Origin of the sequence: Paenibacillus sp. FSL H8-0104 (genome assembly GCF_038050215.1) — a bacterium.
GTDB lineage: Bacteria > Bacillota > Bacilli > Paenibacillales > Paenibacillaceae > Paenibacillus > Paenibacillus amylolyticus.
Genome location: NZ_JBBOTC010000001.1, coordinates 6,895,178 through 6,908,601 on the forward strand (window position 1 = coordinate 6,895,178; position 13,424 = coordinate 6,908,601).

Annotated in this window: 8 protein-coding genes; 2 read left to right on the top strand and 6 right to left on the bottom strand. The window is 46.1% G+C overall.

Translation table 11 applies throughout. The features are described from left to right. Positions 1-143: 143 nt before the first annotated feature. Positions 144-1,634, bottom strand: coding sequence for an aldehyde dehydrogenase family protein (locus NST38_RS30205; RefSeq protein ID WP_076252148.1), 1,491 nt, complete (start codon positions 1,632-1,634; stop codon positions 144-146). A 28-nt stretch (positions 1,635-1,662) separates the two neighbouring features. Further along, a complete protein-coding gene (locus NST38_RS30210) occupies positions 1,663-2,748 on the bottom strand; it encodes a 5-methyltetrahydropteroyltriglutamate--homocysteine S-methyltransferase (RefSeq protein ID WP_076252150.1) in 1,086 nt (361 codons plus the stop codon). Positions 2,749-3,022: 274 nt separating this feature from the next. On the opposite strand from NST38_RS30210, the gene NST38_RS30215 reads away from it, so the two are divergent. Next, positions 3,023-5,047, top strand: a complete 2,025-nt coding sequence (locus NST38_RS30215; protein WP_076252152.1) for a right-handed parallel beta-helix repeat-containing protein — start codon at positions 3,023-3,025, stop codon at positions 5,045-5,047. 174 nt (positions 5,048-5,221) lie between these two features. Here the strand turns inward: NST38_RS30215 and NST38_RS30220 are convergent, their stop codons facing one another. After that, entirely contained in the window at positions 5,222-5,551 is a 330-nt protein-coding gene (locus tag NST38_RS30220; protein ID WP_076252154.1) for a hypothetical protein, read from the bottom strand. Positions 5,552-5,585: 34 nt separating this feature from the next. On the opposite strand from NST38_RS30220, the gene NST38_RS30225 reads away from it, so the two are divergent. Then, complete coding sequence (locus tag NST38_RS30225) at positions 5,586-5,981, top strand: hypothetical protein (RefSeq protein WP_076252156.1); 396 nt, start codon at positions 5,586-5,588, stop codon at positions 5,979-5,981. Positions 5,982-6,114: 133 nt separating this feature from the next. Here the strand turns inward: NST38_RS30225 and NST38_RS30230 are convergent, their stop codons facing one another. The 3 genes from NST38_RS30230 to NST38_RS30240 form a co-directional block, all read right to left on the bottom strand. After that, a complete protein-coding gene (locus NST38_RS30230; protein WP_076252158.1) occupies positions 6,115-7,863 on the bottom strand; it encodes an InlB B-repeat-containing protein in 1,749 nt (582 codons plus the stop codon). A 154-nt stretch (positions 7,864-8,017) separates the two neighbouring features. Continuing rightward, entirely contained in the window at positions 8,018-11,407 is a 3,390-nt protein-coding gene (locus tag NST38_RS30235) for an S-layer homology domain-containing protein (protein WP_076252160.1), read from the bottom strand. A gap of 4 nt (positions 11,408-11,411) precedes the next feature. Then, complete coding sequence (locus tag NST38_RS30240; protein WP_341344259.1) at positions 11,412-13,151, bottom strand: InlB B-repeat-containing protein; 1,740 nt, start codon at positions 13,149-13,151, stop codon at positions 11,412-11,414. Positions 13,152-13,424: the final 273 nt, after the last annotated feature.

Sequence of the window (13,424 nt, forward strand, 5' to 3'; positions counted from 1 at the left end):
AAGTCACCACTGTCAAACTGATCTGACAAAAAAACGCCCTGTCTACTGATTCTTAAAAATCAGTAAACAAAGCGCAAAGTTAGAGCCTACATTCAATTTCACATGTACATTCCTGTACGATGCGAAGTTGTGTACTATAAGATTTATTCTGGTATATAAGGAAGATCCAGTGTCTTTGGAACGTTGATGACATGTTTTTCTGTATACGTGCGGATGCCTTCGGCACCGTATTCACGGCCAATACCAGATTGCTTAACTCCACCGAAAGGGAACCGAACGTCGAGACCCTGCACAGCAGCTGTATTGATCATTGTCGTTCCAGCTTCGAGTTGACGTGCAACGGAGATGGCATCCTCTTCTTTCCCCCAGACAGAACTCGTCAATCCATATATGCTTTCATTGTGTAGATGAATAACCTGCTCTTCATCGTCAAATGGAAGAATCGGAACCGTAGGGCCAAACTGTTCCTCCACTACAATCGGATCATGAACATCGCAACCTAAGACAAGCGTAGGTTGTAGGTAGTAACCTTGGTCAAACAGCTTCTGATCAAGAATTTGCCCGAGAGGGATGACCTTAGCCCCACGCTTTTGCGCATCTTCAACCAAACCAAGCACATAATTTTTCTGCTTCAGGTTATTAACCGGACCTACCGTCGTATTTGAATCAAATGGATCACCAATTCGAATCCAGCGATTAGCCGCCTCTATATATTTTTCCACAAACTCATCATAAATAGAACGGTGTACATACACACGTTTGGCGATCATACAGATCTGGCCTGCTGTCAAGAAATTAGAAATGACAATCCGGCGCATTGCTCGCTCATCATGAACATCAAAGCTTTCCAAGAAGATAGCCGCATCATTACCACCAAGCTCAAGCGTCATATCCTTAATCGTTTCCGACGCAGCTTTAATGATATGCTTAGCTGTTGCGGTTCCACCTGTAAAAGCGATTTTAGTAACAAGAGGATTACTAGTCAGTTCAACGCCCACATCCGCATCACCATGAACGACATTGATTACCCCAGCCGGGAACTCACTCGCAATAATCTCTGCCACCTTCGCTGCCGCCAGTGGCGCATATGGGCTTGGTTTAAGCACAATTGTGTTGCCCGCAAGTAAGGCAGGAGCGATCTTAATCGTAGATAATGCAATGGGATAGTTCCATGGACTAATCGCTGCCACCACACCAATTGGATCATAGGAAAGAATAGTTTTACCATTCTCATGCTCTTTGATCTCTTCCTGTAGAGCCGATTTAGCTTCATTACAAGCAAACTCCATCCACATTAACGAAACATAAATTTCACCGTGTGCATCATACAGGGGCTTGCCATGCTCTCTAGACAGCAAATGAACAATTTCATTCTCAGCTGCTCTAATCTTCTCGATCGACTTGCGCATCATAATAATGCGTTCATCAATGGAGGTCTGCTTCCATGTTTTAAAAGCCCCTGCCGCCGCTTCAATCGCTTCAACCGCTTGTTCTTTCGTAGTGACAGGGAAATAGCCTACGATCTCAGTTGGGTTTGTCGGATTCTCTTTGGCTAACTGCGAAAGGGATTTTACATTTTGACCATTAATGAACGCTTCAACTATAATTGTCTCTTGGTCTGCTTGTATCGTCATTTTACATCCCCTCCGTTATTTAAATGGATTAATTCCAAACTTCTTCTGCAATTTCCTTCACATAACGAAGTTTACGCCATTGTTGTTCTTCCGTTAAAATATTGCCTTCTTCTGTAGACGAAAAGCCACATTGTGGGCTCAAACAAAGTTGCTCAAGTGGTACATAGGTTGCCGCCTCTGCAATCCGAGCTTTAATTTGTTCTTTATCCTCTAACTCGCCTGTTTTTGATGTGAGTAAACCAAGCACGATTTTCAAATCTTTTCGATTCACATATTTTAATGGCTCGAAACCACCTGAACGCTCATCATCAAATTCTAAGAATAATCCGTCTACGTTTAAGCCTCCAAAGATAACTTCAGAAGCGTAATCATAACCACCCGTTGAGAAATAATTCGATTTATAGTTACCACGACAAATATGCATCGTCACCACTAAATCCGCCGGTTTATGAGACAAGGATTCATTAATCATGCGCTGCATCGTTTTCAACTCTTCTGCCGGTTCCAGACCTTTGGCACGCAGCTTATCATGACCAGCTTCTGAGAATAGGTCTGCCCAAGCGGTATCATCTAATTGCAGGTATCGACATCCCGCATCATAGAAAGCTTGAATGGCTTTTTGATACGCCGCAATCGTATCCTGAAGAAATTGCTCCCGGTCCGTATAGATATTGGCGCCATTTTCCAACCGATATAGAAGCATGTTGGGACTTGGAATGGTCTGTTTCGCCACTGCATCACCTGCATGCTTTTTCAAAAACTCAAAATCCTTAACAAAAGGATGACTCGAGAAATCAACTTTACCAAAAACACGAATTCCACCCTTGCGAGTTTGCATATTATGGAATTGAGGCCCATCAATTTCCTCATACAACTCTACGCCATCCAAGCCGCCCAGAAAATCAAAATGCCACCAGCTTCTGCGGAACTCACCATCCGTAACTGCCAATACGCCATTTTCCTTTTGCTTTTCAATAATTCGAATAATCTCTTGATCTTCTACAGCTCTTAATTCTTCATATGTGATGTTGCCTGATTTATATTGTTCACGTGCCTGACTTAAGTTTGCAGGGCGTAGAAAGCTGCCTACATGATCATTACGAAATGGTATCATAAGAATTTCTCCTTCTAACTTTTTATTCTAATGAGTATAGCATGATGAAATGGAATGCTTGTTATATGAAAAAAGCATGGCTAGTCATAGCTTTTAACAATAGCTAAATTCTCAAAAAGCAAAAAAATCACAACCTCATAGGGTACTAGATATGGTTTACCTCATATCAGTATACCTTTAGCCCGACACCTGACTTCCTATCTCTCCCAATACATTTATTTTCTAGTATAATAACGAGATACAACAAACATTTTTAAATAGAAGGAGAGTTGTTATGGAATATCATGTATCCAACCATGGGAATGATCAAGGAAAAGGAACAGCAGATCAACCCCTTCGTACCATATCACGCGCTGCGGCTCATGCCATGGCTGGTGATACCGTTATTGTTCATGCGGGAGTATACAGGGAATGGGTTAACCCGGCGAATGGAGGAACAGCGGAGCATCGAATCGTATATCGATCCGCAGGAGACGGGGAAGTTGTGATTACAGGAGCTGAGCGGATTACCAACTGGAAGTCTGAAGGAGACCATGTTTGGAGCACAGAAGTGCTCAACTCTATCTTTTCCGTTCGTAATCCCTTTGAGGTGGAGCTCAGTGGAGACTGGTTGTTTGACGGGCCTTTCCCGGTTCATCTCGGCGATGTCTATCTGGATGGCAAATCATTATATGAGTGCAATAGTGTTGAAAGCGTTCACAATCCTGAAGTTTGGCCCGAAGCCAAGTATCCCAAGGATTCATTGTTAAAATGGTATGCCGAGGTTGGTTCTACGACAACCAAAATCTGGGCCAACTTTGGTGGAAAAGACCCTCGTACGGAAAATGTAGAAATTAATGTACGTCCTTATTGCTTCTGGCCTGAGAAACCGGGAATTAACTACATCACCGTAAGCGGTTTTACTCTTCGTCAGGCCTCCCCCCAATGGGCACCGCCTACCGACTACCAGGAAGGTTTGATTGGACCTCACTGGAGCAAGGGTTGGATTATTGAAAACAATATCATCAGTGAATCCAAATGCGTTGGTATTAGCCTGGGTACCGAAATCGGTACAGGTCACAGCAAGTCTTTGGAGAAGCATAGTAAAGGCGGTACTCAACGGGAGCAGGAGGTTATTTTACGAGCATTACGCTCCGGCTGGCATAAGGATAACATCGGCAGTCACATTGTTCGAGGTAATGTAATTCATGATTGTGAACAGGCAGGTATTGTGGGTCATATGGGAGCAGCCTTCAGCCACATTTATCAGAACCGCATTTATAATATTCACCACAAACGACTCAGACATGGTGCCGAAGTTGCGGGAATTAAGCTTCATGCTTCACTGGATACTCAAATTAGCGAAAATATAATGTATAGCTGTTACCGTGCGCTTTGGCTGGACTGGCAGGCACAGGGCACTCGCATCAGCCGTAATGTATTTTTTGACAGTCTTTCGGAGGACCTCTTCGTTGAGGTTTGCCATGGTCCATATATGGTCGATCACAATCTATTTCTCTCTCCGATGAATTTCAGAAATATGGCTCAGGGCGGGGCATTTGCTCATAATTTGTTTGCAGGCCGATTTGTCGTTCGTTCCGAAATTACTCGTATTACGCCATATCACTTCCCTCACGAGACGGCCATGGCCGGATACTCTAATATCACTGGGGGCGATGACAGGTACTACAACAATATCTTCTTGGGTGATAACGATGCGAATAAAGAACCTGTTCCTATTACCTTCTTTGAACATCTTCCCCTTAAACCAAGGGATGAAGTTGGAGAGGACGGGAAGACGGTCATGGACGGGGTTCCGGATAATTCCATATGTTATCTGCATGCTGTTGGACTTGGCGGCTACGATCAACATCCTAATGTGAAAGATAAGAAATGGTGGGAATACACCAAAGAGGAGCTTCTTGAGCTTGGCGATGCCGCGAAGGATTTCTTTATAGGCAATGCCGTTCTTCCGGTGGCTATGGGTGGCAATGCATTTCTCAACGATGCGGTTCCAAGTCGTCACGAATCGGATGCGAAGATAGTTGCACAGAAGGGCGTAAAAATTGAGATGGATCCTGCACTAGGCAAAGTGCACATTCAGATCCATGATCCCGAATTGCTTCGGGGAATCTCTGCAATGTTAGTTACCACGGATCTGCTTGGAAAGACTTATCACGCCAACATGAAGTTTGAGGAGCCGGACAGTAGTCCATATCATTTGGACTCCGATTTCTTCGGATCAAAGAGACCCGATGCAGATGTCACACCTGGTCCCTTTGAATTAACCAAAAAGGGTACGATTGATTTTGAAATTTAGTTTATGATTGAGGGTCCAGTCATTTCAGGTGATTGGATCAAAATATAAAGACAAAGCCACTCCGTACATGGAGTGGTTTCTTTGCATAGAACTTCTCTATTATAGAATATTAGTTCTTTGTATCCCAAGCAGTATGGTTTCCCCAATCAGACCATAATGACTTTAATCCTTTAACTAGCCACTCTCCACAAAAGCTATTGTTCCTTCGTGTGAAACATAAATAATCCAGTCCATTTTGTGTGAAGTCCAAAACCCCTCACCACCTGAAAGCTCGCCATTGCAGCCATAATAAGGATACAGATTGGAAACCTGTATATTAAAAGTCTCACCTGTTTCTAGAAATTCAATCACCTGCTCAACTTCATGGTGCGTAAGCAAAGTAATAATATCATTTAGCTTTTCTTCACTCTCTATATATTCGGAATCAAAAGATATCAGGTCTTCTCTACTGCAATCGAATAATGGATACCAGTAAGGTTGTCTTATATCCCACACTCGTTCCATATCTTTTCTCGAATTGCTAGAAACCTCTTCTGAAATGATTGCTTTTTTGCAAGAGCCCCCCTCCTTCCTGCTACTTCTGAATGGCTTCTCTAAGATCATAACGAAAATTGAACCAGAGAAACAGAGAGAATTACTACATTTGATCATCAGTAAAATAACAGTGAATACTGACAACCAATCCAGCAAAAAGAAGCATCAAGGAAAAGGCCGATTTTGTGATTGTCGATTGTTATATAAAGTAGAACGGCAGGAGTTGAGAATGACGGCACAGGAGGAAGCTCGAAATAAAGAGCAGATAGAAAAACAAAATGAAAAACTCATTAATGAACAAAGTGGGCATCAAGTCAAGCATCACATGGAGCAGACCCAAAGAGCATCTCACTTCAAGCTGGCAGTGGCCTGTTATTTACATTCAGCAGACTTCTGCTGATGTCCCAGTTCATTTATTATACAAATCTCGATGTCCCTATCGCTATGTCTTCAGTATAAAAGAATAGCTCCACGCAAAGCCATTAGGCTTTACATGGAGCTATTTTCACTTCATCAGCGACAACTAATATGCCTCATCTTTTTCCCGTTACAAAGGCAAGAATCGCCTTAACGTCAGCCTCGTCCACAACTCCATCATTATTGAAATCGGCTGCTGCCAGTTGATCCGCGGTCAAGGTGATCGCACCCTTCAGATACTTCGCCAGCAGCTGAGCGTCCGCTGCCGATACTCCATTAGAGCCATCCAGATCTCCCTTAACAATCTGGGCATAATTAGCTGTAAACGTGACCGCCCCAGTGATAACTGTCGCCTTCAACTGGTCGCTACTTAGCTTCGTCACACCACCATCACTGCTCCAGCCCGTAAACCGATAGCCAGGGTCAGGAGTAACGGTTGGTACAGCCTCTGGCTTCATCCCCACCTCGACATCCTCGCTCGTTGCACTGATCATTCCGTGGTCACCAGATTTGTAGCTTACTTTCGCCTTCACGATAAGGATGGAAAGGGTAGCTGTACTCGAGATGAATTGTGCCCCGGAGGCATCGGTAATGACGACACGATACAGGTAGCCGTCCATATTCTTTGACGCTGGATTAACTGTCAAACTGCTGCTTGTTGCTCCATTCACATCCGTGAAGCTGTTGCCTGTGCCTGTCGTATCCACCTGCCACTGATAGGCAAGGCTGTCTCCCATGGCAGATACAGAGAAGGTAGCCGCTTCATCAATATTTACTTGCGTATTTTCTGGCTGCTTAGTAATGCTTGTGTCGGTTATTAACTGGTACAGTCCTTTATTACCACCGACAAGCAACTTCCCGTTACCATATTCCATAGCACCAAATGTAGTGGAAATAACGCTACTGTCTGCTGCCGCTACGGGTGTCCAGGTTATTCCACTATTGGATGACAGGAGCACGGTTCCGTCAGAGCGTAGCACGTACACATTATTGTCTTCGTCAACAGCTACAGCGCGGTAATTGCTGCCTGTGGGCAATAATCTGGTTACTGTAGTGCCTACGAGCTTCCATACACCGTTACTACCAGCAATATAAGTTGTCCCTCCAGCTTGAGCAAGGTCGTTCAAGTCCAGATCCGAAGAATCCACTTGAATGGTATTCCAGGAAGCCCCTCCGTTAGTCGAGTAATAAATATTTTTTCTAAGATCTCCTAAAATGAATCGACTGTTAACCTGATCATATACAGCATTTACAATGCGCACACCACTGAAATTAGTGCTGGTCCATGCCTTCTCTTCTATATTTCCAGTGGATGAGGTTTGTCGATAAATGACATTGGTATTGCCAGCTCCCATTACAATATTACTTCCGTCGGTAACAATAGGCCCAAGCAAGAATTGCCCCGTAGGAAAGGCTGATGGAGTCCAGCTATTGCTGGCATTGGATGTATTATTCATGTAGCCCAAAAAAGAAGTAGTAGTATTAGAGAAATCAGGAAACATCATCATAGATACGTTATATCCCGTCGCAAAGACTCTATCTCCAATAAAGGAGAGGTAGTCCAGATTAAAAGTTGTGCTTGAACTGAAGGTATCCGAGCCAATGATTTTGGTCCATGTCTGCAGGTCCGTGGATTGGTGTGCGATGTTGTGGCCACCAGTCAACTGTGACTTGTAGTAAAAGGTATCGTTGTTGTAATAGAGCTTCATAGGAACACCTATGTTATCCTTGAGCAGCTTGTATTTATACTGCGGAGGTGTAGCTGAACCATTGGCCTGGACCTCGTCCTTAGGGAGTAACAAGCTGCCCAACAAGGTGGAGATCAGTGCTAGGCATAAAGTGACCTTTCCTGCTTTTTTAAGCATAAGCTGTTCTTTCTCCTCTCGAAAATATGAAAATGTGTACTAGGCCAAATATCCTCCGAAAGGTAACCTATTTTTCGCTAGCCTGCATGCCCGCTTAAGGAGTACCTGCCTAGGATATATAAATACAACAGGGGGCATTTGCCCCCTAAACTAATTAAATCAGGCCGGATTGCTGCAGAAGTCTTTGGATAATTGCCGCTACCTCCGCGCGAGTCATATGCTGCTTGGGTGCCAGCTCGGCAACGCCTCTACCGGATACGATACCTGCTTGTACGCTGTCTGCCACACTACTGTGTGCCCATGTTGATACGGCTGCTGCATCCTTGAATGAACCCAGCACTGTAGCTGTGGATGTCGAGGTACCAGATTGCTTGTCCTGCAGTCCAGTCAGCTTCATTGCTTTGGCAATCATGACCATGGCCTGCTCACGTGTAATCTTGTCGTTCGGACGGAATGTACCATCCTCATATCCGCCAATCAGCTCATATGCCTGTGCTGTGCTGACGGCCTGGCTATACCAGTCTCCTTGCTTCACATCAGAGAAGGCTGTTCTTCCTTGCTCTGAGGCGAGTCCCAATCCCCGCACCAGGATAGCTGCAAATTCTGCACGGGTAATGTCCCGATCCGGGCTAAACTGCCCATCGCCAGTGCCTTCAATAATCATCCGTGAACCCATATCATTCACAGCACCCTTCGACCAATGTGAAGCCACATCGCTGAACTCTGTCGGGTGCCATACTACGGAGTAGATGCTGTTGGTCAGACTGTTAATCTGTGCATAGTACGTTCCGCCGTTATTCACTACCTTCGTTGGTACATGTCGCACGCTTCCGTCTGGTGCAACAATGACACCTGTCGTGATCTTGTTCGGATCAACGTTAGCTGGAAGCACGATGCTCCGCTCTACGTAAGCATTGAATTTTGATACCTCAACAACAGAATCCCCATACACAGCTTTCACCGTAAATTCTAGTGGCGGTACGGCGAGTGTGAATGAACCTTGTGCAGAGGCATCTTCAACGACCTTCAGCATATTCGCTGTCACCGCAGCAATTTCAATACGTACCTTGATATTTTCCAGTGAGATGGAATTGCCTAGCCTGTCTGCAATCGCGTTGATCTGGATCTGGCTTGCAGGAAGTGTGTATGTCGCTTGAGCCGTCTTGAGCTCGACCACTGCCTGCTTGCTTTCCATACTCTTGACCATTTGTCCATTCAATTCACCAATAATTATATCCGACTCTGTGCTGACCGGAATTGTAATGACTGCTCCTTGACCTTCTGTTGCAAGTCTCTGCTCCAGCTTCTGTGGATCGACCTGAATCGTCGTCACCTTTTGCCCATTGCGCTCTTCAGAGACAACTGTACCTGCTTGCTCAGCCTTGCCATTAACCAGAATCTCCACGCCGTTAGAGGCTGGGGGTGTCGCTGGTGTTGATGGCGTACTGCCACCACCTGTACCGCTACCTGTGCTTCCATTTCCGATGCCACTATTGTCGTCGTTACTGGAAGAGCTTCTTGGGACCACGGCATTGGATGCAGCAGAGGGTTCACTTGCCCCGACTGCATTCACCGCCTTCACCGTGAATGTATAGCTAGTGCCGTTGCTCAAGCCCGTCATGACGATTGGACTTGCTGTTCCTGTCACAGTCTGTCCGCCTGGCTCAGCAGTAATCTCGTAGTGGGTAATCGGGCTACCGCCGTCACTTGTCGGTGCTGTGAAGCGGACTGTCGCCTGTCTATTTCCTACAGTTGCTGTTACGTTCGTTGGAGGTGCCGATACCGTAGGAGGCGTTGGTGTGTCAGTTCCTGGAGCACCTCCGTTACTTGGGGTTGCGCCCGCCTGAATCGAAGCAACGCTTATGCCGTGAGTATTGCCTGCTTTTACCGTGAAGTAATAAGCTTGGCCGTTACTCAGATTCCGGACTGTGTAGGTTGAGTCTGTTACACTTGCGATCTCCTGATTACTGTATGCCCATGGCTCTGTTGCCATATAGATGTTATAGTATGTTGCTCCCGTAACGGTATTCCAGCTGAGATCTACCAGCTGATCTCCTTCAACTGCAGTAAGAATTTGGGGAGCTGCAGGTGCTTCTGAGTCACCTGGGAATCCTGGAATTGGAATGATCGGCAGTACCACTAACGTCGCTGTACCTTGCTTGCTGGAGTCTGCTGTGGAAGTAGCCGTGACGGTGTACAATCCTGGTGTGGTATCCGTCGCAACATCAACCTTGCCTGTATCATCAATAGTTACTTTGTCATTCATACTGGTTATGGACCAAGTTACGGTCGTAGCGGCGCCTTCTGAAGCGTCCACTGTAGCATGGAACTGCTGACTGCCTCCTGGCAGTACGCCAATCGTAGTGGGACTGACGCTTACACTGTTAACAGCCAGAATGTCGCTGACCGTTATTTTACCAGCCTTCAGCGTCTTCTCCATTTCAGCCACGGAAGCATCTGTTACCGTAAAATGGTCCAAGCTTGACGTCTGCACCGTCAAAGGCTTGTCCCCGGTTGCTGCCTCATTCTTGATCAGGAAGCTTACAGTGAACAGCTTGTCTCCAACAACAATCGGCGAATCTCCACCGTCACTGTCTGCCCAGGCTGTCTTGAGCCAGCCTGCTGTATTATCATAATTGGAATCGAAGTAGTCGCCCGCTTCACCTTCAATGCTCATCACTTCCAATGCATCAGCATCAAAGTCGATCTGCAGACTGTAGGATCCGATTCCATAGTTGGAACCACTTGCCATTACTGGAACTTTTACCGTTTCCCCCGGCATTCCTGCTACACTACCAATACCAACCGTTGCAGTGTGGCGCAGCCAGTTGGCATAGAGAGTCGTATTTGCCGTAACTCCTGCTGAGGAGAAATCCCAAGCAGTTGTCCCTGCCGCATCGGTGTACCAGCCAGTGAAGCTGTAGCCTGCTCTGATCGGAGCAGGTGGCTCGCTGATGGTGGTTCCGCTGCTTACACCCGTGATGCTCGTTACTGCGCTACCACCTTGCGTGTCAAATGCTACTGTATATTGCGCTGCTGAGACTGTGATCGTGCCATCAAACGCGTAGGATGGATCTGCTGGGTCATCACCTTCATAAAGCGCATGATTGGTAACAGTTACCTTCACCTCACCAGGCAGCACATTTTCCTTAATCTTGAACCTCAATGTCGCAATTTTGCTTTTTTCCATGATAGCTACGACATCATCTGTTGGAGAATCGAGATTAATGATTCCTTGGCTTAAATTGAAAGAGTAGGAATTATCAATTACATCAAGCTCATTAACCAATGTCACCAATTCGAGTGAACTGGTGTCATACTGGAGCGAGATGTTAAATTTATGAATAAGGAATTCAGGATCAACATATACCGCCATACTTACTATATCTCCAGGCTTGCCCTCCGCATCGGCCACTTCAACCGCAGGCAGTGCAGTATCGGCTTGAATCGCAGGAGTGATGGACAATACAAGACAAATCACCAGCAATATCGACGTCCATCTTCTCCATCCAGTCAGTTGCTTCCTCGTGTCAAAAAATTTCATGTGCTCAACCCTTTCCTGTAATAATCGCCAGAATCGCCTTGACATCCTTATCATCCACAACGCCATCACCATTGACGTCTGCTGCTTCCAGTTCCTCAGGTGTCAATTGAATGTTGCCCTTCAGATACTTTGTCAGCATCAGGGCGTCCGCAGCCGTCACGATGCCGTCGCCGCTGGTATCACCTTTGATAATCTGGGTGTAGTAAGCTGTGTAAGTGATCCCTTGGGTGATAACAGTTGTCTTCAACTCGTCGGTTCTCAGCTTCGTTACACCCCCATCGCTGCTCCAGCCTGTGAACCGATAACCGCTGTTCGGAGTGACGTTGGGTACTGCCGCTGGATGACCGCCTTTCACGATTGTCTCGTTCGTCGCACTGATCGTCCCATGCTCGCCTGGCGCATAATCGACTGTTACGTTCAGTGAGGCCCATTTCGCATATAGGAGTACATTGGAATTACGGATCGTAAAGGTGTCTCCGGCCTTATAATCCGTTCCGCTACCATCCGCCGCCGTATTCCAGCCGCAAAAGGCATAGCCAGGATTCTCCAGATTCCCCGTATTACCCGCTGTCGTCACAGTAGCCTGATTATCATACAGGTTACTGTCTGTAGGCACATTACCGGCGGTTGCGCCATTGCTGTTATAAGACACGGTGTAAGCTTCACCCAGCTTCATGACCGTCATCTTCTGACCATATACACTGTCCTGAAAAGCAATGTGAGGAGTGCCATGGTCTACCGCAAGCCAGGTATCGTTAATTAAACCTTCGGAAAACTCAGCATTGCCCACCGTTTGCCATACGCCGTCTGTGCCGTATTTCATCACAGTAGCCTTTGCAGAGGAACCATTGCGGAAGCCTACATAGGGTGTACCGTCTTCATCGATCGTCAGACTCGTATTATAGGCCCCATTTGTTGAGAAGCCCTCTGTACCTACAGGTGTCCAGCCATTTTGCTCGCTATACGTAACGACGGTTGCCTTATTGCTGTGGGAACGATCTCCGAATGCGAGGTAAGGCTGACCATCATAGACGTCAAATGCGGAGAAATAATTCAGGTTGTTATTAAAAATGTCATCCCCGAGGCTAGTCCAGTTGCTTCCTTCTGTATACTTCATGACGGCAGCTCTATAACCATTGTAGTTATACTGGTAGGTCAGATAGAGGACGCCGTTATCCATCTTGAGCTGTATATCTGAAGGACTGCTTGAGGTGTAAATAATGTTGCCTATGAATTTCCAATTGTCATCTGTAGAATCCAGACTCATGACAAATACCTTGCGATTGTTCGTAAAAGCAATATAAGGTGTACCGTCCTGGTCTAGAGTCAGTCCAGCATTATAGCCCATTGGCGGCAGTGAATCCGGATTGCCGACAGGTACCCAGCCTTCGCCCTCCATATACTTCATGACCATTGGCTTACCCTCATGCGCCATATCGGGATAGACGATATAAGGAGCGCCATTCCGAACTTCAATCGGGGTAGTGTAGTAGGTCTGTTGGTTGAGCCCTGTGTTGTCGAGTGTCCTCCAGCCATCTGTGCTGGAATACGTCATCACACGCAGCTGGCCATTTTGATTCTGAAAGGTCACATAGGGCGTACCATCCTCCACCGCCAGTCGGTGATATTGCATATATCCATCTGAGATGCCAGGGTTGCCTACGGTTGTCCATTTCTCGGGCGCCGCATAGGCGCGGTTCACTTCCCATGTCTGGAATGGAGGGATGTACCCCATTGACAGCATACATGCAATTAGAATGAAACAAACCCTTCTTGCAGTCAGCATTCCTCTGTTCATCGTTCTGTTCATTCCTTTCTTTGGTTGATTCATAGCGTCTATTTCTTGATCCCTCCTGACAGCACAAATCTGCCGCTCTCACAACTATTATTACTTTTGTCCCACTTCTTTTAGCCTAGTATAGAAGATCACACCTTAAAAAAACCTTAAAAATCGACATAACTCTACAGCACTTCTCTCCTACTGACACGCTTATATTCACAGTTAGATGAATCATTG

Bases quoted from the DNA above. Each gene is read 5' to 3' on its own strand.
- NST38_RS30205 (WP_076252148.1), bottom strand. From the start codon at position 1,634: ATGACGATACAAGCAGACCAAGAGACAATTATAGTTGAAGCGTTCATT.
- NST38_RS30210 (WP_076252150.1), bottom strand. From the start codon at position 2,748: ATGATACCATTTCGTAATGATCATGTAGGCAGCTTTCTACGCCCTGCA.
- NST38_RS30215 (WP_076252152.1), top strand. From the start codon at position 3,023: ATGGAATATCATGTATCCAACCATGGGAATGATCAAGGAAAAGGAACA.
- NST38_RS30220 (WP_076252154.1), bottom strand. From the start codon at position 5,551: ATGGAACGAGTGTGGGATATAAGACAACCTTACTGGTATCCATTATTC.
- NST38_RS30225 (WP_076252156.1), top strand. From the start codon at position 5,586: ATGATTGCTTTTTTGCAAGAGCCCCCCTCCTTCCTGCTACTTCTGAAT.
- NST38_RS30230 (WP_076252158.1), bottom strand. From the start codon at position 7,863: ATGCTTAAAAAAGCAGGAAAGGTCACTTTATGCCTAGCACTGATCTCC.
- NST38_RS30235 (WP_076252160.1), bottom strand. From the start codon at position 11,407: ATGAAATTTTTTGACACGAGGAAGCAACTGACTGGATGGAGAAGATGG.
- NST38_RS30240 (WP_341344259.1), bottom strand. From the start codon at position 13,151: ATGCTGTCAATGGGGTACATCCCTCCATTCCAGACATGGGAAGTGAAC.